We start from the raw sequence: 25,734 nt of genomic DNA, 5'->3' as shown, positions 1-25,734 counted from the left end.
GGGCCGGGATCAGTCGATCACGATCTCCGTCTCGAAACGACCGCCCAGGGCCCTCAGACGCCGCTCGCACTCCTGCCGGGTCGGCGCCGAGAGCACCGCCGCGGCCAGGAAGTCCGAGGAGAGGGCGGCCTCGGCGAGGACCTCCCCCGGCTCGGCGAAGACCCCGTAGAACCGCACCCAGGGCTCCTCCGGGATCACCGGGATGGCGCGGACCGTGCCGGGCCGCTTCATCATCAGGACCTGCCCCGCCATGCGGACCGGCCGCAGCCGCCCGCCCTCCGGCCCGGCCGGGAGCCCCGCCAGGGCCGGCAGGGGCAGTCCCGTGTGGGCCCGCGCCGCCAGTTCCACGGGGTGCACCTCGAACACCGCGTCCAGCACGTCCCGGATGCGCGCCCCCGCCGGCCGGGCGGCGACCTCGCAGACCACGAGGCGGTCGTCGGGGGTGTGGAAGACCTCCGCGTGGAAGGCGTGGTCCGCCGGCCCGCCCAGTGCCCCGAGGGCCTCCTCGGCCAGCGCCAGCAGGCGCGGGGTCAGCGGGTCCGAGGGGTCCAGGGTGAGGTCCACCCGGGCACCGGGATCGGCCTGGAAGGAGGCGAGGTCGTACTGGTACTGCGAGGGCCAGGCCATGACGGTGCGTCCGTCCACGACCACCCCGTCCACGTGGCACATCGGGCCCGGTATGTACGCCTCCACCAGGAGGTCCTCACGGGGACCGGCGGCGGGCGGGTAGGCCCCGGCCAGGTACTCCTCCAGTTCCCCGACGCTACCCACGATCCGCAGCCCGACGGAGCCGAAACCGTCGCGGGCCTTGAAGACCACCGGCAGGCCGTGCTCCGCCGCGAAGGCCCGCGCCCCGTCGGCCGTGGCGGGCAGCGCGTACGGGGCGACCTCGATGCCGGCCGCCCGCAGCCGCTCCTTCATCAGGACCTTGTCCCGGAAGGGCAGGACCCCGTCGGGCAGCTGGCCGGGCAGGCCGAACTTCTCCCGCAGCCGGGCCGCCCGGAGCAGGTCCGCCTCGTGGAACGCGATGACGTGGGTGACCTCGTACGCGTGGGCCAGGTCCTCGGCCAGCCGGTCGAGCCGCTCCTCGTCGTCGAAGCCGTCGAGGACCTCCAGCCGGCGGTAGCCCCCGGGGCCGTCCGGGACCCGCTCCCCGCCCCCTTCGATCCGGTCGCGGGCCGCGATCAGCACGACGCCGCCGTCGAGTCCGTCCAGCCAACGGTCGTACGGGAACGGGTCCAGCGGGAAGCGGTGCAGGACGAGCGCGGTCACGCCGCCGCCCCGGCGAGGGCGGCGGCCGGGTCCTGCGCGGCCCCGGCGGCCGGGTGGACGTCGATGCGGATCTGCGCGGTGAGCCGCTCGCAGAGGGCGATCGCCGCGTCGGTGTCGGCCGCCGTCACGGCGGCGAAGCCGAGCCGGTCCCAGTTGTCGCGCAGCGGGCGCACCGGGTCGCCGGGGCGTACGGAGACCTCCACGGCCAGCACGTCCGCGCGGGCGGCGACCTCCTCCACGCCCGACACGGCGGTGACCGTTCCCGGGTCGCGGAGCACGAAGCGGGTGCAGGCCCCGGCGCGGGCCGCCGGGGGGCCGGCCAGCGGCTCGACGAGGCCCAGGGGCCAGGCCATCCCGTAGCCCATGAGGTCGATCCCGTAGGCGGCCTCGACGAGTTCGTTGATGTGGCCGCCGCCCACCCGGTTGTGGGACTCGATGACGACCGGGCCGCGTGATCCGAGGCGCAGCTCGGTGTGGCTCGGCCCGTCGGTCACGCCCATCGTGTCGAGGAAGTCCGCGACCGCGGCCGTGATCCGGGCGTGGTCCCCCGGTGCGAGCCGGGCGGGCAGGGCGTGGCCCAGCTCCGCGAAGTGCGTGTCGTCGACGAGCTTCTCCGTCACGGCGACCACCACGTGGCGGCCGGCGAAGCTGAGGGCCTCCACGCTGAACTCGGGGCCGTCGAGGTAGGACTCCATCAGGAACTCGTTCACCGTGTACAGGGTCGAGCCGCGGTCGGTGCGCCGGCCGCGCAGCTCCTCGATCCGCTCCCACACCGCGTCGAGCTCCCCGGCACCGTTCACCCTGATCAGGCCGAAGCTCGCGGTGGCGTCGGTGGGCTTGACGATGAACGGGAACCCGGCCCGCCCGGCGAAGGCCTCCAGGGACTCCCGGTCGGTGACCCGGTCCCAGTGGATCGCCAGCCGCCCGTGGTCGGTCAGGTGCTGCCGCATCAGGTACTTGTTGCGCATGCGGCGGCTGACCTCGGGGCGGGTGCCGGGGAAGCCGAAGTGGTCGTTCAGCCGGGCCGCCATGTCCAGGCCGCCCTCGGTGAGCGAGACGACGGTGTCGAAGTCCCAGACCTCGCGGGCGGCCTCGGCGAGCGGCCGTACGGTCGTCCAGTCGGTGTAGTCGATCATCAGGAGGACGTCGGCCAGCCCGGTCTGGAACGCGTTGACCTTGTCGGGGTGCTGGAGCAGGACCACGCGTACGCCCAGGTCCTTGGCCCGTTCGAGGTGCTGGTCGGTACCGCCGACGAGCAGCACGGTCCGGTCGCCGGGGGCGGCGTCCGGAGCGGGGGTGGGCGCGGTCTGCGCGGTCGGCGCGGTCATCACAGGGCTTCCTTCGGGGTGGGGGTGGTCCGGGCGCGCAGTGCCGCGTGGGCCGCGGCGATCCGCTCGGCGGCCTCCGCGGGGCTCGGGGCGTCGACGACGGCGTAGCCGTGCCGGGTGCCGGAATCGGTGGTGAGCGGGAGGACGTCACCGGGTCCGTACGGGAAGTGCACGGCGTGCACGTGGTCGAGGGCCCTGAGCTCGTCCAGGCCCTCGACGGACTCCAGCCGTCCCGCGGGCAGCCGGAAGAAACCGACGGAGGCGTACCGGTGGGCGGCGGGCGCCCGCACGTCCTCCCCGGCCAGCCCGCGGAAGATCGCGGCCTCCAGGTCGAAGCCGGTGGCCACCTCCACGAGGAGCGGGATCCGGTCGCCTCCGAGCCGGGCCTGGGACTCCACGACGCGCGGCCCGGCCGGAGTGAGGATCACCTCGGTGTGGGCGGGGCCGAAGGCGAAGCCGGAGAGGTCGAGCAGGGCGGTGACGGTGGAGCGGATCGCCTCCGCCCCGGCCGGGTCGAGCGGGGCCGGATGGACGTGCCCGGTCTCGATGAATCCGGGAGGCCCGCTGGTCTGCTTGGCGGTGATCCCGACGATCTGGTGGGCGCCGCCGACGCTCAGGGTCTCCACGCTGAACTCGGGGCCCTCCAGGAACTCCTCGATGATGAAGGGGCCTTCGATGCCGGCGGACTTGACCCGCTCGGTCCATTCGGCCAGGTCGGCGACGGTGCGCACCAGCGCGACCCCGCGGCTGCCCGCGGAGTTGGTGGGCTTGACCACGGCCGGCAGTCCGAACTCCGCGAGCAGCGGCTCGACTTCCGCGAGAGCGGCGGCCTCGCGGGCGCGGACCACGGAGACGCCGCCCGCGTTGAGGAGCCCGCGCATGGCGTTCTTGTCGTTGAGCAGCCGCACCGAGGCGGCGCTGTTCGGGGACAGGCCCAGCGCCTCCGCCTCGGCGACCACCGGGGCCATGCTCCGCTCGCTGCCCAGGTGCAGTACGTACTGGACCCGGTGTTCCTCGGCGGTGCGGGCCACCAGGGCCCGCAGCGCGGCCTCGTCCTCGAAGTCGGTGAGGAGCAGTTCCTCCGAGTGCGCCGCGACCTGGTCGAGGTAGGCGGCGGTGCGCAGCTTCGGGTCCCAGACCGACCAGACCCGGAAGCCGGCCTCGACGGCCTTGCGGACGAGCTGCTCGTACGGCATCACCATCAGGAGCCGGCCGGCGGTGCGGGGGTGGGTCATGACGTGGCTCCGTTCCGGGCAGGCGCGGCGGCCTGCGGGTTCTGGTCCGCGGCGGCGGGGTCCTGCTCGGCGGTGGCCCGGCGGGCCTCGCGCAGCGGCAGCAGGGAGCGGTAGACGAGGATGGCGCCGAGGCCGGCGGCTCCGTAGAGCAGGCTCATGCCGACCGGGGAGAGGAACGCCCCCACGGTCACGCACAGCGAGCCGACGAGCAGGCCGAGGCGCGGCACCAGGCCGTAGGCGGCCAGGTACTTGGTGCGGGCGACCGGGTCGACGAGGTCGGCCAGGATGGCCTGCTTGACCGGCACGTTCATGATCTCCCCGAGGGTGAACACGACCGCGCCGGCGATCAGGATCCAGCCGCTGTTGCTGACGGCGAGGACCATGTACCCGGCGGTGAAGACGGCGATGCCCGCGTAGAGCCGGACCCGGTCCGGAAGCCGACGGAACATGCTGCCCGTGAACAGGGCGAACACCACGACCAGCGCGGTGTTGACCGCCCTCAGGATGCCGAGCATCGCGACCCCGTCCACCGCCGGGAACCAGCGCTCCAGGCCGGCCAGCGCCTGCTCGGGGAACTCGTCCGCGAGCCGGACGGCGATGTAGTAGCCGATCTGGACCTCGACGGCCCGGGTGAGGATCGCGGCACCCACCAGCCGCAGGAACACCCGGTCCCGGGAGACGGCGAGGTAGCCGCGGAGCATCGCCGCGACGCCGGCGGCCTGCTCCTTGGCGGACTCCGGGGCGCTCTCGGCGATCCACCACCGGACGACCAGCGCGGTCGCCGCGGACAGTACGGCCGCGGCGGTCAGCAGCAGGGTGAAGTGGTCGCCGTAGAAGAAGCCGCCGATCAGGGCGCCGGCGGTGAACGCCATGTTGATCGACCAGTAGTTGATCGTGTAGACGAGCGTCCGGGTCTCGGGGGTGGAGACGTCGATCATCATCGCGTCGGCGGCCGGGGTGGCCGCGCTCGCGAGGCAGGTGTTGAGCAGGAAGAGGACGAAGGTCACCGTCCCGGACTGCCACCAGGGCGAGTTGGCCAGGGCGAGCAGCCCGAAGGTGAGGGCCGCGCCGACCTCGCCGGCGACCATCAGCGGCTTGCGGCCGTGGACGTCGGCGAGGTGGCCGCCGAGGAAGTTGCTGGCGATGCCCGCGGCGGCGACCACCATGGTCAGCACGCCGGCCGCGGCGGCCCCGTAGAGCGCGGCGAGGTGGATGACCATCAGCGGCATCAGCATGATGCCGAGCAGCCGCTGGACGAATCCGACGCCGAGCCTCAGCTTGATGTTCGGATGCAGGTCGCGGACGTTCATGCCGCGGCCCCTTCGCGCCCCCCGCCGGCGGGGCCGGCGCTCTCGGCGGGTACGGGGACGGGCTCGGTGTGCTGGGCGGTCACCGGCATGTCTGGGTTCCTTTGCGAAGGCGGAGGGCGCAGGCCGGCCCCGCGGCGGAGGGGGTCAGGACCGCACGGTCAGCGCGGCGGACTGTCCGGTGGCGGCTTTCCCGGCGGCCTGCTTCCCGGCGACGTGCTGCTCCGCGACCGGCTTGACCACGCCGTCCCGGGAGGCGGCGGCGCCGGCCACCGCCTCGTCCTCCTCCCAGAGGCTGAGGTAGCGCTCGCCGGTGTCGGGCAGCACCGTGACGATCGAGGCGCCGATGTAGTCCGGATGCGCGGCCAGCCGGGCGCAGGCGTGCGCGACGGCGCCGGAGGAGACCCCCACGAAGACGCCCTGCCGGCGGGCGAGCCCACGGGCGGCGGCCATCGCGTCCTCGTCGGAGACGGTCACCACGCTGTCGATCAGGGCGACGTCGGTGGTCGGGGCCACGAAGCCGCCGTTGAGGCCGGGGATCCGGTGCTGGCCGCCGGTGCCCTGGGAGAGCACGGGCGAGTTCTCCGGCTCGACCGCGACGACCCGGATGGTCGGGTCCTGCTCCTTCAGGTACTTCGCGATGCCCGTCAGGGTCCCGCCCGTGCCCACGCCGCAGACCAGCACGTCGACGCGGCCGGCCGTGTCGGCCCAGATCTCCGGGCCGGTGGTCTCGTAGTGCGCCCGCACGTTGTCGGCGTTCTCGTGCTGGCAGGGGAACCAGGACCCGGGGATCGACGCGTGCAGCTCCTCGGCCTTGGCGATCGCGCCGGAGTAGCCCGTGTCGCGCGGGGTCTGCACGACCTCCGCCCCGAGTGCCTTGAGCAGGGCGACCCGCTCGCGGGTGGCGCTGTCGGGCAGCACGATCACGCATCGGTAGCCGCGGGCGGCGCAGAGCGCGGCCAGCGAGATGCCCGTGTTGCCGGAGGTCGCCTCGATGACGGTGCCGTTGCCGGGCGTGATGTCGCCCCGCGCCTCGGCGGCGCGCAGCATGAACAGGGCGGCCCGGTCCTTGCTGGTGGACATCGGGTTGGCGGACTCCAGCTTGGCCAGCACCTCGGTGCCCGGGGCGGTGTCCTCGAAGCGCAGGCGGATCAGCGGGGTCGACCCGATCAGGTCCTCGATGCTGTCGGCGATGCGGCGGTTCTCACTGCTTTCCACGTCTGGGTCCTCACAAGTCGGTTCGTACGGCTGCTGTTCGGGTGGTCGTACGGACGGCCGTACGCCGGCGGGGCCGGAACGCGGACGGGGCTACCAGGAGCCGGCCGAGGCGGTCACGGCGTACAGGTCCTCCATGGGCTCCGGCTCCTTGCCGACCGCCTTGATCACGGCGGTGGCCGCCAGTACCCGGGCTCCCGGGGGCACGTCCTTGTTGACGAGCGCCTGTGCGCCGATGACGGCGTGCTCGCCGATGGTGACGGGACCCAGCACGGTCGCGTTCGTGCCGAGCACGACGTTGCGGCCCACCACCGGATGGCGGCGCTCGCCCTCGGGGCGGGCGTTGTCGCTCCACCACCCGACGGCGCCCAGCGTCACCTGGTGGTAGATGGTCACGTCGTCCCCGACCACCGCGGTCTCGCCGATCACGACGGCCGCGCCGTGGTCGATGAACACGCGCCGGCCGAGCACCGCACCGGGGTGGATCTCCACGGCGGTGCCGCGGCGGGCGTACCAGGCGATGATCCGCGCGGTCATCCGCATCCCGCGCCGGTGCAGCCGGTGCGCGACCCGGTGCGACCACAGGGCGGGCAGTGCCGCGTGCAGCAGCGCCTCGCGGCGGTTGCGCATGGACGGGTCCCGCGCCACCACCACCTCCAGGTCCTCCTTCATGATCCGGAAGAGGCCTATCCGGTCACCGGCCATCAGACGAGCACCTCGGCCGCGTCGACCGCCGCCAGCACCGCGCCGGTCAGGCTCTCCAGCCGCGCCACGAGCTCCGGGTCGGTGTACCGGCCGTCCTCGGTGGCCTGCCCGCCCGCCCCGGCGACGGCGACCGGCTCGTGCTCCACGACCCGCGCACCGCACCGGGTGAGTACGCCGACCAGCCCGGCCTGGGCGTCGAGGGCGCCGCGCGCTCCGGGGGAGGCACTGGCCACGGCCGTCACCTTGCCGGTCAGCGCGCTCGGGCCGTCGATGCCGCGGGACAGCCAGTCCAGCGCGTTCTTCAGCGCGCCCGGCATCTCGCCGTTGTAGGAGGGGGTGCTGATGAACAGCGCGTCGGCGCCGGCGACCAGCTCCTGGGCCCCGCGCACCGCCGCCGAGGCGCCGGACCGCTCCAGCCCGGCCTCGTAGAACGGCAGGTCCGCCACGGCCAGCGACACGCTCTCGTGCTCACCCGGCAGCGCCGCCAGGATGTGACGCACCGTCGCCAGCACGGCGCCGTTCACCGAGTCCTGACGGGTACTGCCCGACATCAAAACGATCTTCACCACGGGAACTCCTTCATCCGGGCCTCGGCCGACAGGCCTCCGACCGGCCCGCGCCCTCCACGCAACGGTGCCAGCCGGCCCCGATGCCGGACTCGAACCCCACTAGGACCCCGGCGGAGAACCGCCCCACCCCCGCTACGCACCCGCCACACGCGGGCGCCGCACCGTGTCCGGCATGCGCTCCCCGACGCCGCACGGCGTCCGCCGGCCGGCTCCGGGCGAACGCGAAGGGGGCCCAGACCACATGGTCTGGGCCCCCTTCGGGCGTGTTCCGGCGCCTACTGCGGCGGCAGCTTGTCCAGCTGGGCCCGGAGCCGGGCGATGTCCGTCCCGGCCTTGGCGAGACGGCCCTTGATCTTGTCCACGACGTTGTCGGGGGCCTTGGCGATGAATGCCTCGTTCCCGAGCTTGGCCTCGGCCTGCTGCTTCTCCTTCTCGGCGGCGGCCAGGTCCTTGCTCAGCCGCTTGCGTTCGGCCGCCACGTCGATGGTGCCCGACAGGTCGAGCGAGACCGTGGCTCCGGCGACCGGCAGGGAGGCGGTGGCGGCGAAGCCCTCGCCCTCCGGCTGGAGGCGCAGCACCTGGCGGATGGCCGCCTCGTGCGGAGCCAGCGCCGTGCCGTCGAGCTCCAGGCGGGCCGGGACCTTCTGGCCCGGCTGCAGGCCCTGGTCCGAGCGGAACCGGCGGACCTCCGTGACCACCTGCTGGACCAGCTCGATCTCCTGCTCCGCGGCCTCGTCGCGGAACCCGGAGTCCTTCGGCCAGTCGGCGATGACGACCGACTCGCCGCCCGTGAGCGTGGTCCACAGGGTGTCCGTGACGAACGGGACGATCGGGTGGAGCAGCCGCAGGGTGACGTCGAGGACTTCGCCCAGGACGCGCGCGGAGACCTTGGCCTGGTCGCCCTCCTCGAAGAACGTCGTCTTCGACAGCTCGACGTACCAGTCGAAGACCTCGTCCCACGCGAAGTGGTAGAGGGCGTCCGCGAGCTTGGCGAACTGGTAGTCCTCGTAGTACGCGTCCGCCTCGGCGACGACCTTGTTCAGCCGCGACAGGATCCAGCGGTCGGTCGCCGACAGCTGCTCGGCGGGCGGAAGCTCACCTTCGACCGTGGCGCCGTTCATGAGCGCGAAGCGGGTGGCGTTCCAGATCTTGTTGGCGAAGTTGCGGGACGCCTGGACCCAGTCCTCGCCGATCGGGACGTCGACGCCCGGATTGGCGCCCTTGGCCAGGGTGAAGCGCAGGGCGTCGGAGCCGTACTTGTCCATCCAGTCCAGCGGGTCGACCGTGTTCCCGAACGACTTCGACATCTTCTTGCCGAACTCGTCGCGGACCATGCCGTGGAAGGCGATCGTGCGGAACGGCGGCCGGCCGTCCATCGCGTACAGACCGAACATCATCATCCGGGCGACCCAGAAGAACATCAGGTCATAGCCCGTGACCAGGACGGAGTTCGGGTAGAACTTCTCCAGGTCCGGCGTCCGCTCGGGCCAGCCGAGCGTGGAGAACGGCCACAGCCCGGACGAGAACCACGTGTCGAGGACGTCGGTGTCCTGCGTCCAGCCCTCACCGGCCGGCGGCTCCTCGTCGGGGCCGACGCAGACCAGTTCGCCGTTCGGGCCGTGCCAGACCGGGATGCGGTGACCCCACCAGAGCTGGCGCGAGATGCACCAGTCGTTGAGGTTGTCGACCCAGTCGAAGTAGCGCTGCGACATGTCGGCGGGGTGGATGTCGACCCGGCCGTCGCGGACCGCGTCACCGGCGGCCTTGGCGAGGGTCTCGACCTTGACCCACCACTGCAGCGACAGGCGCGGTTCCAGCGTCGTCTTGCAGCGCGAGCAGTGGCCGACGGAGTGGACGTAGGGGCGCTTCTCGGCGACGATCCGGCCCTCGGCCCGCAGGGCGGCGACGATCGCGGAGCGGGCCTCGAAGCGGTCCAGGCCGAGGAACGGGCCGTGGACGGTGATGATGCCGCGCTCGTCGAGGACCTCGATGGATTCGAGGTCGTGGCGCTGGCCGATGGCGAAGTCGTTCGGGTCGTGCGCCGGGGTCACCTTGACGGCGCCGGTGCCGAACTCCGGGTCGACGTGCGTGTCGGCGACGACCGGAATGATCCGGTCGGTCAGCGGCAGCCTGATCTGCTTCCCGATCAGACGGGCATAACGCTCGTCGTCGGGGTGGACGGCGACGGCGGTGTCGCCGAGCATCGTCTCCGCGCGAGTGGTGGCGACGACGATGGTGTCCTCGCCCTCGCCGTACTTCATGGAGACGAGCTCGCCGTCGTCGTCCTGGTAGTCGACCTCGATGTCGGAGATGGCCGTCAGACAGCGGGGGCACCAGTTGATGATGCGCTCGGCGCGGTAGATCAGGTCGTCATCGAACATCTTCTTGAAGACGGTCTGGACGGCCCGGGACAGGCCTTCGTCCATGGTGAAGCGGTCCCGGCTCCACGCCAGCCCCTCGCCGAGGCGCCGCATCTGGCCGGCGATCTGCCCACCGGACTCGGCCTTCCACTCCCACACGCGCTCGACGAAGGCTTCGCGGCCCAGGTCGTGGCGGGACTTGCCCTCCTTGGCGAGCTCGCGCTCGACGACGTTCTGCGTGGCGATACCGGCGTGGTCCATGCCGGGCTGCCACAGCGTCTCGTACCCCTGCATGCGCTTGCGGCGGGTGAGGGCGTCGATCAGCGTGTGCTCGAAGGCGTGGCCCAGGTGAAGTGAGCCGGTGACGTTCGGCGGCGGGATGACGATCGTGTACGCCGGCTTCTCGCTCTTCGCGTCAGCCTCGAAGTACCCGCGCTCTACCCAACGCTCGTACAACGCCCCCTCTACCTCGGCCGGCGCGTACTGGGTCGGCAGCTCGTGGGTAGGCGTCGGCCCGCTGTTGGGGCTCTGAGGAGTGTTGTCGGTCACGACGGCCATTCTCGCAGGACGGAGCGGCCATGCCTCTGCGCCATCAGTCCTGGCCGCCGCATGCCCGTACAGCTGAAGGGCATGAAAAAGCCCCAGGTCACGGCGAGTGAGTCCTGGGGCTGATCCGAGCCGCCTTCGGGATTCGAACCCGAGACCTACGCATTACGAGTGCGTTGCTCTGGCCAACTGAGCTAAGGCGGCACCGCTGTAAGACGAGAAGATTTCCCCTGGGGGACGCTCTCATCAGCAGCGGCGCCAAGTCTACAGGGTCGAAGCGGGTGCCCCGTACCGGGATGGCCAGGAGGTCAGCAGCGCTTGCCCGCAGCGGGGGGCTGGCCCTGCAGGAGGTAGCGGTTGATCGCGGTGTCGATGCAGTCGCTGCCGCGTCCGTACGCCGTGTGGCCGTCGCCGTCGTACGTCAGCAGGGTGCCCGAGTCGAGCTGGCCGGCCAGGGACTTGGCCCACTTGTACGGGGTCGCCGGGTCGCGCGTCGTGCCGACCACCACGATCGGAGCCGCCCCCTTCGCCGTCAGCGGCCTCGCCTTGCCCGTGGCCTTCACCGGCCAGTACGTGCAGTTCAGCGAGGCCCACGCCAGGCCCGCGCCGAAGACCGGCGAGGCCTTCTCGAAGGAGGGCAGCGCGGACTGGACGTCCTCGGGGCCGTTGAAGGCCGGCGGCAGGTCGAGGCAGTTCACGGCGGCGTTGGCGGACATCAGGTTCGCGTACGTGCCGCCCGCGTCGCGTTCGTAGTAGCTGTCGGCGAGTGCCAGCAGCCCGGACCCGTCACCGTTCATCGCGTCCGTGAGGGCCGTGCGCAGCTGCGGCCACGCGCTCTCGTCGTACAGCGCCGCGATCACGCCGGTCGTCGCGAGGGACTCGCCCAGGGGGCGGTTCGGGTCGCCCGAGGGGACCGGCTGGGCGTCGAGTTTGCGGAAGAAGTCCTTCAGGTTCTGTGCCACCGCGTCGGGGTTGCCCCGCCCCAGCGGGCATTCCGACTGCTTCGCGCAGTCCTTCGCGAAGGAGCGGAAGGCGGTCTCGAAGCCCTCCGTCTGGTCGCGGTTCAGCTCCAGCGCGGGCCGCGTGGGGTCCATGGCCCCGTCCAGGACCAGCCTCCCGACGCGGGCCGGGAAGAGGTCGGCGTACGTCGCCCCGAGGAAGGTGCCGTACGAGGCGCCGACGTAGTTCAGCTTCTCGTCGCCCAGCACCGCGCGCAGCACGTCCATGTCGCGGGCGGCCTCCGCCGTGGAGACGTGCGGCAGGACGCGCCCCGAGCGCGCCTGGCAGGCCGCCGCGAGTTCCTTGAACGAGGTCACCAGCTCGGCGCGCTCCGCGGCGTCGTCCGGGGTCTGGTCCACCTGGGTGAACCGGTCCATGCCGTGACCGGTCAGGCACTCGACGGGGCTGCTGCGGGCGACCCCGCGCGGGTCGAAGGAGACCATGTCGTACTGGGCGCGCACGGCGGCCGGGTAGCCGATGCCCGCGTACGCCTGGAGGTATCCGATGCCCGAACCGCCCGGCCCGCCCGGGTTGACCAGCAGGGAGCCGAGCCGCTTGCCCGGGCCCGTGGCCGCGCGGCGCGCCACGGCGAGGTCGATGTCCTGCCCGGAGCCGGGGTTCGCGTAGTCCAGCGGCGCCTTCATGGTGGAGCACTGGAAGCCGGGGACGCCGCAGTCGCGCCAGGTGAGCTTCTGCTCGTAGTACGGGCGCAGCGCGGCCGGGACCGCGGCCGGCTCCGCCGAGGCCGAGGCCACGTCCGAGCCCCCGGAGGTGCAGCCGGAGAGGAGCAGCCCGGCGGCTGCGATCACGGTTCCGGTGGTACGCAGCAGACGCCTGGTGTCCATGGCGCGAGCCTACGTGCTGCCCGCCGTCCGCGTCGGCGCCCGTGCGGCGGGCGTGGGGCGGGCGGCCGTCCGCCGAACGGGGGCGTACCGGCCGCCCCGCCCGTGCCGGACCCGTCACGCGCGGGGCCCGGATCGCTCGGACGGGTGAAGGGGGAAACGGGGACCGGGAACGGAGAGCGGAGAGCTGGGAACGGAGAGCGGGCAGCGGGGAGCGGGGAGCGTTCAGCCCGCGCGCAGGGCCATCGTCATCGCCTCGACCGCGAGGAGGGGCGCCACGTTCCGGTCGAGGGCCTGGCGGCAGGCGATGATCGCCTCGATGCGCCGCAGGGTGCGCTCGGGGCCCGAGGCCCGCGCGACCCGGTCGAGGTCCGGCCGTACGTCCTCGTTGGCGATGGCCAGGTTCGAGCCGAGCTGCAGGGCCAGGACGTCCCGGTAGAAGCCCGTGAGCTCGGTCAGCGCCAGGTCGAGGCTGTCGCGCTGGGTACGGGTGCGGCGGCGCTTCTGGCGGTCTTCGAGCTCCTTCATCACACCGGCCGTGCCCCGGGGCATGCGGCCGCCCGCGCCCGCTCCGGCGCCGAGGGCGGCCCGCAGCTCCTCGGTCTCCTTGACGTCGACCTCCTCCGCCATCTGCTTGGCGTCCTCGCCGGCGGCGTCGACCAGCTCCTGCGCGGCCTTGAGGCAGCCGCCCACGTCGTCCACCCGCAACGGCAGCTTGAGCACGGTGGCCCTGCGCGTCCGGGCGGACTCGTCGGTGGCCAGCCGCCGCGCCCGGTCGATGTGGCCCTGGGTCGCGCGGGCGGCGTTGGCGGCGGCGGCGGGCTCCACCCCGTCCCTGCGCACCAGCAGGTCGGCGACGGCCGCGACCGAGGGGGTGCCCAGGGTCAGGTGCCGGCAGCGGGAGCGGATGGTGGGCAGCACGTCCTCCAGCGAGGGTGCGCACAGCAGCCACACCGTGCGCGGAGCGGGCTCCTCCACCGCCTTCAGCAGGACGTTCCCGGCGCCTTCGGTGAGCCGGTCGGCGTCTTCCAGGACGATGACCTGCCAGCGCCCCACGGCCGGGGAGAGCTGGGCCCGGCGCACCAGGTCCCGGGTCTCCTTCACGCCGATGGACAGCAGGTCGGTACGGACGATCTCCACATCGGCGTGCGTGCCGACCATGGTGGTGTGGCAGCCGTCGCAGAACCCGCAGCCGGGCTCGCCGCCGAGCGCCCGGTCGGGGCTGACGCACTGGAGCGCCGCCGCGAAGGCACGGGCGGCGGTGGCCCGCCCGGAGCCGGGCGGGCCGGTGAACAGCCAGGCGTGGGTCATCTTGGACGAGGGCGGCGGCGGGGCCCCGTCCGAGGCGGCGGTGACGAGCGCGTCGGCGTCCCGCGCGGCGGCGGCCAGCTGCGTCCGCACGCGCTCCTGCCCCACCAGGTCGTCCCACACGGACATCCCGCCCACCGCCTTTCCCTACGCGGCCCGCGCGCTCACGCCCGGCGCCGTGCCGCCCTGCTCTGTCCCTCGCCCGGCTCTCCCGCGCGTCCCGATCACATTGTGGCGTGCGCCACCGACAGTCCCGGATCAGCGGCGGCGCGAACCGCCTCCGCCGCGTCGGCCGTCCTCGCCGTCCTCCTCGTCCCCGCGCGGCCCCAGCAGCTCGTCGGCCAGGGTCGGCAGGTCGTCCATCGGAGTGGCCTCGGCCCAGTCGGACGGGGCCCGGCGCGGCCGGCCGTCGTCCCCGACGACCGGGAGCTCACGGGTCACGTCGTTCCCGGAGTCCCGGAAGATGCCGGGCGGAACCCGGTCGGCCGGGCTCTCCTGCGAGTGACGGACCGTCGGCCGGGTGGCCGGGGCGGACGGCGGCGCCGTACGCGCCGACGCGTCCCGGGCGTCCGGACCGCCCGCCGGCCCGTCGGGGCGTACGGACGGCAGCACGGCCGTCTCGTCCGCCGCCGGGTCGATCTTGGGGACCGGGACGGTCTCGGTGATGTCGTCGGGCCGCAGGGCCCGCTTGATGCGCGGGGTCTCGACGGTGACGGCGTCGTTCGGGTGGGGCTCCTTGCGCATCGGGACCTTCCGTCCCGGTCCGGCGGCCGGCGCCGTCTGCGCGGCGGTGGACGCGGACGAAGCGGTGGACGCGGACGAAGCGGCCGCGGCCGCCGAAGCCGCCGCCGCGGCGGCCGCCGAGGCCTCCGCCAGCCGGCGCGCCTCCTCGGCCCGCAGCAGCGCCTCCTCGGCGCGGCGCTGCTTCTCCAGCCGCCGTGCCTCCGCCTCCGCGCGCAGCCGGGCCGCCTCGGCCTCCTCCAGCCGGATCCGCTCCTGCTCGGCGGCGCGGGCCTTCTCCTCGGCCTCGGCGCGCAGCCGCTCGGCCTCGGCGCGGGCGCGCGCCTCCTCGACGGCGCGCAGCCGCTCCTCCTCCGCCCTGCGGGCGGCTTCCTCCTCGGCGAGCCGGCGCGCCTCGGCGGCCTCCGCCTCGGCCTTGATCCTGGCCTCCTCGGCCTCCCGGGCCAGGCGTGCCTCCTCCTCGGCCTTCAGCCGGGCTTCCTCCGCCTTGCGGGCGGCCTCTTCCTCGGCCTTGCGCCGGGCCTCCTCCTCCGCGAGCCGCCGGGCCTCGATCTGCGCCGCGACCTCGGCCTCCGAGAGCGGCAACATCCGGTCCAGGCGGTGGCGTACGACGGTGGTCACCGAGCCCGGGTCCTGCCCGGCGTCGACGACGAGGTAGCGCCCGGGGTCGGACGCGGCGAGGGTCAGGAACCCGGCCCGCACCCGCTGGTGGAACTCCGTCGGCTCCGACTCCAGCCGGTCCGGCGCCTCCGTGAACCGCTCCCGGGCGGCCTCCGGGGACACGTCGAGCAGCACGGTCAGGTTCGGGACGAGGCCGTCGGTGGCCCAGCGGGAGATCCGGGCGATCTCGGTCGGGGACAGGTCCCGGCCGGCGCCCTGGTAGGCCACCGAGGAGTCGATGTAGCGGTCGGAGATGACCACCGCGCCCCGCTCCAGGGCGGGCCGGACCACCGTGTCCACGTGCTCGGCGCGGTCGGCGGCGTACAGCAGCGCCTCGGCGCGGTTGGACAGCCCGGCGGACGAGATGTCCAGGAGGATCGAGCGGAGCCGCTTGCCGACCGGGGTGGCACCCGGCTCGCGCGTCACGACGACCTCGTGGCCCTTGCCCCGTATCCAGTCGGCCAGTGCCTGCACCTGGGTGGACTTCCCGGCTCCGTCGCCGCCCTCCAGGGCGATGAAGAACCCGGTCGCCGACGGGGCCTGCAGCGGCTCGCCGCCGCGCAGCGCCTCGCGCAGGTCGCGCCGCAGCGGTACCCCTCCGCGGTCGTCGGCCTTGACGAGCACCACCACGGCGACGGGCAGCAGCAGCGCGCCGAGCAGCATCAGGGCGAAGGCCGCGCCGCCGTGCGAGAAGACGACCTCGCCGGCGGTCAGCCGGTGCGGTCCGATCGCGGCGGCCAGCAGCGGGGCGCCGACGGCCCCGACCGCCACGGCCACCCGGACCACGGCCTGGAGGTGCGCGGTGACCCGGGCCCGGCGGAACTCCTCGGTCTCCTGGTCCAGCAGGGTGTGTCCGGCATTGGCCGCGACGCCCGCGGCGGTGCCGGCGAGCAGCGCCAGGAACACCACGGTCGCCGTGTCCGGGACCAGCCCGCTCAGCAGCAGCGCGAGCCCGGCCACCGCGATCGCCAGGGCCAGCAGCCGGCGCCGGGACAGTCCGGGCAGCACCTTGCCGGCCTGGGTCGCGCGGATGCCCAGGCCGGTTCCGCCGACGAGGGCGAGCACCAGCAGGGCGTACGCGGACGGGCCGCCGCCCAGGTCGAACGCGTGCAGCACGGCCACGGAGGCGGCACCGGCCACCGCCCCGGCGACGGCGGCACAGGCCAGCACGAACAGCCGGATCGAGCCCGTACGCCCCTTCTCGGGCCGCTCGCCCACCCGGGGGGCCCGCAGCCCCTCCAGCGGGGAGCGCGGCCTCGGGGTCTTCACGGCGGGCAGCGCCAGCGGCAGCAGCAGCGAGAGGGACGCGGCGAACAGGCCGGCGGCCACGTACGAGCCCAGCGCCGACGGGTTCGCGGCGAACCAGTCCACGCCGAGACCCAGCGCCCGCCCGACCAGGGTCGCGGCGAGCAGCGCGGCGGCAGCGGCGGGCAGCGCCGCGAACGCCGTGCGCAGCGTGAGGCGACGCAGCGCGTCGAGGTGGTCGGGGAGCGGCCGTACGGTCGCCCCCTCCGGCGGCGGCGCGGGGAGCAGCGCGGGCGCGGCGCTCTCCTTGGCCAGGGTCCACACGCGTTCGGCGGCGCCCGAGACGAAGACGGTGGCGAGCAGCGCGGTGGTGGCGTGGGCCGGGATCCAGTCGAGCCACAGCGGGGCGACGACGAACAGCCCGATCCGCAGTCCGTCGGCCCCGACCATCGTCCAGCGGCGGTCGAGCCTGCCCGCGGGGGCCATCAGCTGCGACAGCGGCCCGAGCAGGACCGCGCCGAACAGGACGGTGGCGAGGATCCGCACGGCGAACACGGCGGCGACGGCGAAGGCCGCGCCCCGGTAGCCGACGCCGAAGAGGCCGTCCGCGCCGGCCGTGACGGCCGCCTGGAGGGTCAGCAGCACCAGGACCAACAGGGCCAGGGCGTCGCCGATGCCGCTCACCAGCTGGGCGCTCCACAGCCGGCGCAGCCCGGGGGTGCGCAGCAGGGCGCGCACCGCTCGCTCGCGGGAATCCGCGGCTAGGGCTTCGTCGTAGGTGGGGTTCTCGGAGGCGGTCACGACCGTTGGCTGCTCGGCTCGCGTCATCCGCCCAGCCTATCCGCTGTGCCTGACCGTTGCGGTGGCCTGTGGACGGGGCCGGGTGTGACCCCGCACCCACCCGGGGCGCCGCCCCGGGCACGCCCGAGGGCCCCGCGCGGATCGCACGGGGCCCTCGGGCGGACTGCGGCGCCGTATCGGGGCACCTCAGGGTGAGCCACTGCCGTACCGGCTACTCCTCGGACGACGCCGGAGCCGCCGCCGCCTTCTTCGCCGCGGCCGTCGTCTTCTTCGCGGCGGTGGTCTTCTTCGCCGTCGTCGTCTTCTTCGCGGCGGCCTTCGTCGCCGTCGCCTTCTTCGCCGGTGCCTTCTTGGCGGGCGCCTTCTTCGCCGGTGCCTTCTTCGCGGTCTTCTTCGCCGGGCCCTTCGCCCGCTTCTCCGCGAGGAGCTCGTAGCCGCGCTCCGGGGTGATGGTCTCGACGTCGTCGTCCCGCCGCAGCGTCGCGTTCGTCTCGCCGTCCGTCACGTAGGGCCCGAAGCGGCCGTCCTTGACCACCACCGGCTTCTCGCTCACCGGGTCGGTGCCCAGCTCCTTCAGCGGGGGCTTGGCCGCGGCCCGGCCCCGCTGCTTGGGCTGCGCGTAGATGGCGAGCGCCTCGTCCACGGTGATGGAGAAGAGCTGGTCCTCGGTCTCCAGCGACCGCGAGTCCGTGCCCTTCTTCAGGTACGGGCCGTAGCGGCCGTTCTGCGCCGTGATCTCCACGCCCTCCGCGTCCGCGCCGACCACGCGGGGCAGCGACATCAGCTTCAGGGCCTCGTCGAGGGTGACCGTGTCGAGGGACATCGACTTGAAGAGGGACGCCGTGCGCGGCTTGACCGCGTTCTTGCCCGTCTTCGGCGTGCCCTCGGGCAGGATCTCCGTCACGTAGGGGCCGTAGCGGCCGTCCTTCGCGACGATCTGGTTCCCGCTCACCGGGTCCGCGCCCAGCTCGAATTCACCGCTCGGCTTCGCGAACAGTTCCTGCGCGTACTCGACCGTCAGCTCGTCCGGAGCCAGGTCGTCGGGCACGTCGGCGCGCTGGTGGCCCTCGGCGTCCTTCTCGCCCCGCTCGACGTACGGGCCGTAGCGGCCCACGCGCAGCACGATGTCGTCGCCGACCGGGAAGGAGGAGATCTCCCGGGCGTCGATCGCGCCCAGGTCCGTGACCAGCTCCTTCAGACCACCGAGGTGGTCGCCGTCGGCGGGCACGACCTCCGAGGCGTCCTCGGAGCCGAAGTAGAACCGCTTCAGCCACGGCACGGACTGGGCCTCGCCCCGCGCGATGCGGTCGAGGTCGTCCTCCATCTTCGCGGTGAAGTCGTAGTCGACGAGCCGCCCGAAGTGCGTCTCCAGGAGGTTCACGACGGCGAACGACAGGAAGGACGGGACGAGTGCCGTGCCCTTCTTGAAGACGTAGCCGCGGTCGAGGATCGTGCCGATGATCGACGCGTACGTCGACGGGCGGCCGATCTCGCGCTCTTCCAGCTCCTTGACCAGCGAGGCCTCGGTGTAGCGGGCCGGCGGCTTGGTCGAGTGGCCGTCGGCCGTGATCTCCTCGGCCGTCAGCGCGTCGCCCTCGGCGACCTGCGGCAGCCGCTTCTCGCGGTCGTCGAGCTCGGCGTTCGGGTCGTCGGCGCCCTCGACGTAGGCCTTCATGAAGCCGTGGAAGGTGATCGTCTTGCCGGAGGCGCTGAACTCGGCGTCGCGTCCGTCGGTGGCCCGGCCACCGATCTTGACGGTGACGGAGTTGCCGGTCGCGTCCTTCATCTGCGAGGCGACGGTCCGCTTCCAGATGAGCTCGTACAGGCGGAACTGGTCGCCGCTCAGACCCGTCTCGGCCGGGGTGCGGAAACGATCACCCGAGGGGCGGATCGCCTCGTGCGCCTCCTGCGCGTTCTTGACCTTGCCGGCGTAGACGCGCGGCTTCTCCGGCAGGTAGTCGGCCCCGTAGAGCTGGGTGACCTGCGCCCGCGCCGCCGACACCGCGGTGTCGGAGAGCGTGGTGGAGTCCGTACGCATGTAGGTGATGAAGCCGTTCTCGTACAGCTTCTGCGCCACCTGCATCGTCGCCTTCGCGCCGAAGCCCAGCTTGCGCGAGGCCTCCTGCTGGAGCGTCGTCGTACGGAACGGGGCGTACGGGGAGCGGCGGTACGGCTTCGACTCGACCGACCGGACGGCGAAGGCGGTGTCCGCCAGCGCGGCGGCGAGCGCCCGGGCGTTCGCCTCGTCGAGGTGCAGCACCTCGCTCTTGAGCCGGCCGTTGGAGCCGAAGTCGCGGCCCTGCGCCACGCGCTTGCCGTCCACCGCGTTCAGGCGGGCGACCAGCGTCGAGGGGTCGGAGGCGTCACCGGCGCGACCGGTGGCGAAGGTGGCGGTCAGGTCCCAGTACTCGGCGGAGCGGAAGGCGATGCGCTCGCGCTCCCGCTCGACGACGAGGCGGGTGGCCACCGACTGCACGCGGCCCGCCGACAGCTTCGGCATGACCTTCTTCCACAGGACCGGCGAGACCTCGTAGCCGTAGAGGCGGTCGAGGATGCGGCGGGTCTCCTGGGCGTCGACCATGCGCTGGTTGAGTTCGCGCGGGTTGGCGACGGCGTCGCGGATCGCGTCCTTGGTGATCTCGTGGAAGACCATCCGGTGGACGGGGACCTTGGGCTTGAGGACTTCCTGCAGGTGCCACGCGATGGCTTCGCCCTCGCGGTCCTCATCGGTGGCGAGGAAGAGCTCGTCGGACTCGGCCAGCAGGTCCTTGAGCTTCCTGACCTGCGCCTTCTTGTCCGCGTTGACGACGTAGATCGGCTGGAAGTCGTGCTCGACGTCCACGCCGAGACGGCGGACCTCGCCGGTGTACTTGTCGGGGACCTCCGCCGCGCCGTTCGGGAGGTCGCGAATGTGCCCGACGCTCGCCTCGACGACGTATCCGGCGCCGAGGTAGCCCTTGATCGTCTTCGCCTTGGCAGGGGACTCGACGATGACGAGTCGGCGGCCGCCCTTTGCGGTCTCGCTAGTCGGGGACAACTTGGCTCTTCTCTCCGGTCGGCACTCGGTCGCGGTACGGCGACGCTGCGGAGTGTGACGGTACAACCCGCACCCGTGTCAAACGGCACAAGCCCGCAACGGCCACTCGAACGGTAACCCGACAAGTGCCGTTTCTGCCGCCCGGATGCGTCGGCCGCCCCCTCCCGGTCACCGGGCGGGGTGGCCGGAGGGCCGTCTGGCCCCGCCCCCCGACCCGCCGCGACGTCGGGTTTCACACCCCCGCGGAGATCATCGCGGGAGGCCGCCTCAGAACCGCTGGAGGCACCAGACCCCGAGGGCCAGGGACACCGCTCCGGACAGCAGTGCCAACGGTACGGCCACGACGGGGCGCACTCCCTCCGCCACCGGCGCGCGACGCAGTGCGCGCGCCCCGGTCCAGGCCAGCAGAGCGGCCCCGAACAGCAGGAACACGGCCGCTGCGAAGATCGCCGGACCGCGTTCCATGCCGTTCCCCTTTTCCCCTCGGGCCGCTCGGGAATCCCCCCGGATCCCGTTGCCCGGGAGCCTGCCAGCCGTGGGGAGACAGCAGGCGAACCCCGGGTTACATCACGGCGACGGAGGGCGGCGCGGGATCCGCTAGCCGGCGGCCGGCCCCGGCACGGGATCCAGGAAACCCTGCTCGACCAGCATCCGGATCGCCTCCGGCGTCCGGTCCCGCAGAACGACCGGATCCTCCTCCACCAGCTGGGCGATCGCGTCCAGGATCCGGCCCGCGCTGAGTGACCCGTCGCACACTCCTGCGAAGCCCGCCCCGACCGTGTCGACCTTGGTGGCGCGGCGCATGCCGCGGTGCTGCCGGAGCACCACGTGCTCCGGGTCCTCCGCCCCGGGCGCGCCGACCTGCTCCTGGACGACCTCCTCGGTGAGCTGGAAGTACCCCGCCAGCAGGGCCGCGTCGTCGTGCTCGCGCAGGTAGTCCTGGCGGGCGAAGTGGGCCAGGACGGCGTCGCCGAGCGGCTGCTCCACCGAGTGCGGCCACTCCTCGACCACGATCGAGGGCTCGGCGGCGGCGGTGCGGCGCAGGGTGATCCATCCGAAGCCGACGGCCTTGGTCTTGCGCGCCTCGAACTCGTCCAGCCAGTCCTCGTAGCGCCGCGCGTACTCGGCCGGGTCGGTGCGGTGGTCGCCCCCGTCGCGCAGCCACAGCTCCGCGTACTGCGTCACGTCCTGCACGTCCCGCTGCACGATCCAGGCGTCGCAGCCGCGCGGCACCCAGGAGCGGACCCGGTCGTGCCAGTCCTCGCCCTCCACGTGCTGCCAGTTCCCGAGGAACTGCGCGTACCCGCCCGGGTTGAGGTGGGCGCCGGCCTGCTGGACCAGGGTCCGGCAGAGGTCGTCGCCGCCCATCCCGCCGTCGCGGTAGGTGAGCCGGGCGCCGGGCGAGATCACGAAGGGCGGGTTGGACACGATCAGGTCGTACGTGGCCTCGCCGACGGGCTCGAACAGGGATCCGGCGAGCAGCTCCGCCTCCGGCGCCCCGGACAGCGCCAGCGTCAGACGGGTGAACTCCAGCGCGCGCGGGTTGACGTCGGTGGCGGTGACCCGGGTGGCGTGCTGGGCGGCGTGCAGCGCCTGGATGCCCGATCCGGCGCCCAGGTCGAGGGCCGATCCGACGGGGACGCGGACGGTGATCCCGGCCAGGGTGGTGGAGGCCCCGCCCACGCCGAGGACCACGCCCTCCTCGCGGCTGCCGATGCCGCCGGCCCCGCCGACGGCGCAGCCCAGGTCCGAGACGATGAACCAGTCCTCGCCGTCCGGGCCCCCGTACGGGCGGACGTCGACGGTGGCGCGGACGGCGTCCTCGCCGTCGGCGGCTTCCTCCCGGCGCAGCCAGCCGTCGGCGAGCGCGTCCTCGACGGGCAGCGCGGCCGCGGCGTGCGCGTACGGCACCGGGCTCTGCAGGAGGAACAGCCGGACCAGGCTCGCGAGGGGGCCGTCGCCGTGGCTGCGCGCGGCACGCAGGGCGGGGACCGTCTCGCTGCGGGCGAGGGCGGCGTAGGCCGGGGCGCCGAGCAGGTCGAGCAGCCCGTCGGCGGTGAAGCCCGCGGCGAGCAGGGCGGTACGGAGGGCGGCGGCCCGATCGGGCGTGGGGAGGCTGGTGGTACTCACGCGTCCATTGTGGCCGCTGGGGCCGCGGATCCGTACGAGCCTCGGCGTACCGCCCGCCGCGCGCTGGCGGGGCGGACGGCACCCGCTCGGCTACTTGGGGGCGCTGACCTGGCAGCCCTTCTGGGTGTAGATCACCTTGAGGCCGGTCGAGTTGAGCTTCTCCTTGCTCGCCGTCTCGTTGGCCGCGACCTCGGTGAGACCGCCGGCGACCTGCTGGAGGCCGTCCGCGAACTTCGCCTGGTCCTTCGGGTCGAGCGCGTCGATCTTCGTCTTGAGATCGGTGTAGCCCTTGGAGATCTCCCCGTAGCTCTTCACCACGGCCTGCTGGGTGGTGGCGCCGTCCTTGACCGGTGCCTCGCCCGCGGCCGTGAGCGCGCCGCCCATGGTCTTGTAGGCCTCGGACAGCGTCTGGAACGCGGCCGAGTCGGTCTTCTGGACCTCTTCGGGCTTGCTGCTCTGGCTGGCCACCCGCTTCAGCTCGTCATTGGTGGTCTTGATCTTGGTGAGCTCTGGCTCCCACTTGTCGCAGACCTTCTTGGCCCAGGCGTCGGCCTTCTTGTCACCGTCGTCCCCACCGCCACAGCCGGACAGGACGAGCATCAGTACCGCACCGCCGGACACCGCGGCCGCAAGCTTCTTGTTCACCGGATTGGTCCCTTCGAAGGCTCTCGGCCGGAAGATACACGCCCGCCATCCGGGGACGCACAAAGGCGGACAGACGGCGCGTCAGTCCGCGCCGCCCGTCCGCCGTTCGGGCGCATCGTCGAGCCGGGTCCGGCCCGGGGGCCGGTGCCGACGCGCTCGGAGCGTCCGCAGGGTCAGGAAACCACCGCCGGATCGGCCTGCTGGGCCACCCGTTCGGCGGCCCCGCCGTCGCCGTCGTCGCCGACGGCGATGCCGCGGCGCTTGGACACGTAGACCGCGCCGACGATCACCGCGATGGCGAGGGCCGCGACCACGGCCCGCACGGTCGCGCTGGTGTCCTCGCCGTAGCTGAACTGCACGACGGCCGGGGCGATCAGCAGCGCCACCAGGTTCATGACCTTGAGCAGCGGGTTGATGGCCGGGCCCGCGGTGTCCTTGAACGGGTCGCCGACGGTGTCGCCGATGACGACCGCGGCGTGGGCCTCGCTGCCCTTGCCGCCGTGGTGTCCGTCCTCGACGAGCTTCTTGGCGTTGTCCCACGCGCCACCGGAGTTGGCGAGGAAGACCGCCATCAGGGTGCCGGTGCCGATGGCGCCCGCGAGGAACGAGCCGAGCGCGCCGACGCCGAGCGAGAAGCCGACGGCGATCGGGGTGAGGACGGCGAGCAGGCCGGGCGTGGCGAGTTCGCGCAGCGCGTCCTTGGTGCAGATGTCCACGACGCGCCCGTACTCGGGCTTCTCGGTGTAGTCCATGATCCCGGGGTGCTCGCGGAACTGGCGGCGCACCTCGTAGACGACGGCGCCCGCGGAGCGGGAGACGGCGTTGATGGCCAGGCCCGAGAACAGGAACACGACGGCCGCGCCCAGGATCAGGCCGACCAGGTTGTTGGGCTGGGCGATGTCCAGGCTGAGGTTCATCTCGCCCGCCTTCGCGCCGACCGACTTGACCGCGGTGGCGATCGCGTCGTTGTACGAGCCGAAGAGCGCGGCCGCGGCGAGTACGGCGGTGGCGATGGCGATGCCCTTGGTGATGGCCTTGGTGGTGTTGCCGACCGCGTCGAGGTCGGTGAGCACCTGGGCGCCCGCGCCCTCGACGTCGCCGGACATCTCGGCGATGCCCTGGGCGTTGTCGGAGACCGGCCCGAAGGTGTCCATGGCGACGATGACGCCGACGGTCGTCAGCAGGCCGGTGCCGGCGAGGGCCACCGCGAAGAGCGCCAGCATGATCGAGGTCCCGCCGAGCAGGAAGGCCCCGTAGACGCCGAGGCCGATGAGGAGCGCCGTGTAGACGGCGGACTCCAGGCCGACGGAGATGCCGGCGAGGACCACGGTGGCGGGTCCGGTCAGCGAGGACTTGCCGATGTCCCGGACGGGACGGCGGTTGGTCTCGGTGAAGTAGCCGGTCAGCTGCTGGATCAGGGCCGCGAGGACGATGCCGATGGCGACGGCGACGACCGCCAGGACGCGGGGGTCCCCGGCGTGGCCGGAGATGGCGGCGTCCTCGACGCCGACGAGCTCCTTGTAGGTGGCCGGGAGGTACGCGTAGACGGCGATCCCGACCAGCACCAGGGAGATCACGGCGGAGATGAAGAAGCCGCGGTTGATCGCGGTCATGCCGCTGCGGTCCGAGCGCCGGGGCGCGACCGCGAAGATGCCGATCATCGCGGTGACGACGCCGATGGCGGGCACGATCAGCGGGAAGGCCAGGCCGAGGTCGCCGAAGGCGGCCTTGCCGAGGATGAGCGCGGCCACGAGGGTGACGGCGTAGGACTCGAAGAGGTCGGCCGCCATCCCCGCGCAGTCGCCGACGTTGTCGCCCACGTTGTCGGCGATGGTCGCGGCATTGCGCGGATCGTCCTCCGGAATGCCCTGCTCGACCTTGCCGACCAGGTCGGCGCCGACGTCGGCGGCCTTCGTGAAGATGCCGCCGCCCACGCGCATGAACATCGCGATGAGCGCGGCGCCGAGGCCGAAGCCCTCCAGGACCTTGGGGGCGTCGGCGGCGTAGACCAGGACGACGCAGGAGGCGCCGAACAGGCCGAGGCCGACGGTGAACATGCCGACGACGCCGCCCGTGCGGAAGGCGATCTTCATGGCCTTGTGGGCCACCTCGGTGAGGTCCTTGGCGGGTTCGCCCTCGGCGGGGGTGGCCTCCCGGGCGGCGGCCGCGACGCGCACGTTGGCGCGGACCGCGAGGCGCATGCCGATGTAGCCGGTGGCGGCCGAGAAGAGCGCGCCGACGAGGAAGAAGGCGGAACGTCCCGCCCGCTGCGTCCAGTCGTCGGCGGGGAGCAGGAAGAGCAGGAAGAACACCACGACGGCGAAGACGCCGAGGGTGCGCAGCTGGCGGCCGAGGTAGGCGTTGGCGCCTTCCTGCACCGCCGCGGCGATCCTCTTCATGCTGTCCGTGCCCTCGTCGGCGGCGAGGACCTGGCGGACCAGGATCTGCGCGACGACCAGCGCGGCCAGTGCGACGCCCGCGATGACGAACACGATGAGCCGATTTTCATCGGTGAGTACTGCGGCTGCCAGATCATTGACGCGATCCGGCGCGATAGGGGTGAAGAGCCCCGTCATTCGTCCTCCTTGACGTGATGAGCTCAAGATGTGGACGGATTGTAGGGAGCGCACCCGCATCAAAACAGTGGGCGTGAAACGGAATTGGCCTGCTCTTGCTCCTCAGCAATAGATCACGTCACCCCATTACCCCCGAAAGAAGTAATGGGACAAAGGCATTGACAGGCGATCAGCACACTGCGGATGATCGGGATTATTTCCCGGAGAAATGAA

The 25,734-nt window shown here is 72.9% G+C and carries 16 protein-coding genes and 1 tRNA gene; all 17 read right to left on the bottom strand.

From position 1 onward, the window contains the following. Window positions 1-9: 9 nt before the first annotated feature. The 17 genes from ACZ5D2_RS02370 to ACZ5D2_RS02290 all read right to left on the bottom strand — a co-directional run bounded on the left by ACZ5D2_RS02370 (window position 10) and on the right by ACZ5D2_RS02290 (window position 25,521). Window positions 10-1,272 (bottom strand): ATP-binding protein, encoded by a 1,263-nt coding sequence (locus ACZ5D2_RS02370; protein WP_371677944.1) that lies wholly within the window; start codon window positions 1,270-1,272, stop codon window positions 10-12. Then, window positions 1,269-2,600 carry an ATP-grasp domain-containing protein gene (locus tag ACZ5D2_RS02365; protein ID WP_371677943.1) on the bottom strand — a complete coding sequence of 444 codons (1,332 nt, stop codon included), beginning with the start codon at window positions 2,598-2,600 and terminating at the stop codon, window positions 1,269-1,271. Before ACZ5D2_RS02365 ends, ACZ5D2_RS02370 begins: the two co-directional genes overlap by 4 nt. Beyond that, window positions 2,600-3,835, bottom strand: a complete 1,236-nt coding sequence (locus ACZ5D2_RS02360; RefSeq protein ID WP_371677942.1) for an ATP-grasp domain-containing protein — start codon at window positions 3,833-3,835, stop codon at window positions 2,600-2,602. Before ACZ5D2_RS02360 ends, ACZ5D2_RS02365 begins: the two co-directional genes overlap by 1 nt. Next, window positions 3,832-5,145, bottom strand: coding sequence for an MFS transporter (locus ACZ5D2_RS02355; RefSeq protein WP_371677941.1), 1,314 nt, complete (start codon window positions 5,143-5,145; stop codon window positions 3,832-3,834). The genes ACZ5D2_RS02360 and ACZ5D2_RS02355 overlap by 4 nt, the downstream gene beginning before the upstream one ends. Before the next feature lie 144 nt (window positions 5,146-5,289). Next, a complete protein-coding gene (locus tag ACZ5D2_RS02350; RefSeq protein WP_371677940.1) occupies window positions 5,290-6,360 on the bottom strand; it encodes a PLP-dependent cysteine synthase family protein in 1,071 nt (356 codons plus the stop codon). 90 nt (window positions 6,361-6,450) lie between these two features. Next, window positions 6,451-7,062 (bottom strand): serine O-acetyltransferase EpsC, encoded by a 612-nt coding sequence (epsC, locus tag ACZ5D2_RS02345; protein WP_266839925.1) that lies wholly within the window; start codon window positions 7,060-7,062, stop codon window positions 6,451-6,453. After that, a complete protein-coding gene (locus tag ACZ5D2_RS02340; RefSeq protein ID WP_371677939.1) occupies window positions 7,062-7,628 on the bottom strand; it encodes an NADPH-dependent FMN reductase in 567 nt (188 codons plus the stop codon). The genes epsC and ACZ5D2_RS02340 overlap by 1 nt, the downstream gene beginning before the upstream one ends. A 278-nt stretch (window positions 7,629-7,906) precedes the next feature. Beyond that, on the bottom strand, window positions 7,907-10,540 hold the full coding sequence (locus ACZ5D2_RS02335) for a valine--tRNA ligase (RefSeq protein WP_468926629.1): 2,634 nt from the start codon (window positions 10,538-10,540) through the stop codon (window positions 7,907-7,909). Window positions 10,541-10,667: 127 nt separating this feature from the next. Then, window positions 10,668-10,741, bottom strand: a tRNA-Thr gene (locus ACZ5D2_RS02330). 104 nt (window positions 10,742-10,845) lie between these two features. Further along, on the bottom strand, window positions 10,846-12,381 hold the full coding sequence (locus tag ACZ5D2_RS02325; protein WP_371677892.1) for an alpha/beta hydrolase: 1,536 nt from the start codon (window positions 12,379-12,381) through the stop codon (window positions 10,846-10,848). Between the two features lie 222 nt (window positions 12,382-12,603). Beyond that, window positions 12,604-13,815, bottom strand: a complete 1,212-nt coding sequence (locus ACZ5D2_RS02320) for a DNA polymerase III subunit delta' (protein ID WP_371677891.1) — start codon at window positions 13,813-13,815, stop codon at window positions 12,604-12,606. A 129-nt stretch (window positions 13,816-13,944) separates the two neighbouring features. Continuing rightward, a complete protein-coding gene (gene tmk, locus ACZ5D2_RS02315; RefSeq protein WP_468926626.1) occupies window positions 13,945-17,160 on the bottom strand; it encodes a dTMP kinase in 3,216 nt (1,071 codons plus the stop codon). A gap of 184 nt (window positions 17,161-17,344) precedes the next feature. After that, the gene (topA, locus tag ACZ5D2_RS02310) at window positions 17,345-20,170 is read right to left on the bottom strand and encodes a type I DNA topoisomerase (RefSeq protein WP_468926624.1); all 2,826 of its coding nucleotides are present in this window, start codon (window positions 20,168-20,170) and stop codon (window positions 17,345-17,347) included. 267 nt (window positions 20,171-20,437) lie between these two features. Then, the gene (locus tag ACZ5D2_RS02305; RefSeq protein WP_266839950.1) at window positions 20,438-20,635 is read right to left on the bottom strand and encodes a hypothetical protein; all 198 of its coding nucleotides are present in this window, start codon (window positions 20,633-20,635) and stop codon (window positions 20,438-20,440) included. 132 nt (window positions 20,636-20,767) lie between these two features. After that, window positions 20,768-22,300, bottom strand: coding sequence for a DUF7059 domain-containing protein (locus tag ACZ5D2_RS02300; protein ID WP_371677888.1), 1,533 nt, complete (start codon window positions 22,298-22,300; stop codon window positions 20,768-20,770). Window positions 22,301-22,390: 90 nt separating this feature from the next. After that, complete coding sequence (locus tag ACZ5D2_RS02295) at window positions 22,391-22,945, bottom strand: small secreted protein (RefSeq protein ID WP_266839953.1); 555 nt, start codon at window positions 22,943-22,945, stop codon at window positions 22,391-22,393. Window positions 22,946-23,118: 173 nt separating this feature from the next. Next, a complete protein-coding gene (locus tag ACZ5D2_RS02290) occupies window positions 23,119-25,521 on the bottom strand; it encodes a sodium-translocating pyrophosphatase (protein ID WP_371677887.1) in 2,403 nt (800 codons plus the stop codon). Window positions 25,522-25,734 lie beyond the last annotated feature (213 nt).

The sequence above is a fragment of the Streptomyces sp. NPDC031479 genome (genome assembly GCF_055581065.1).
Note: the sequence above shows the minus strand (reverse complement) of the source record. Positions and strands in the feature narration are given on the sequence as shown.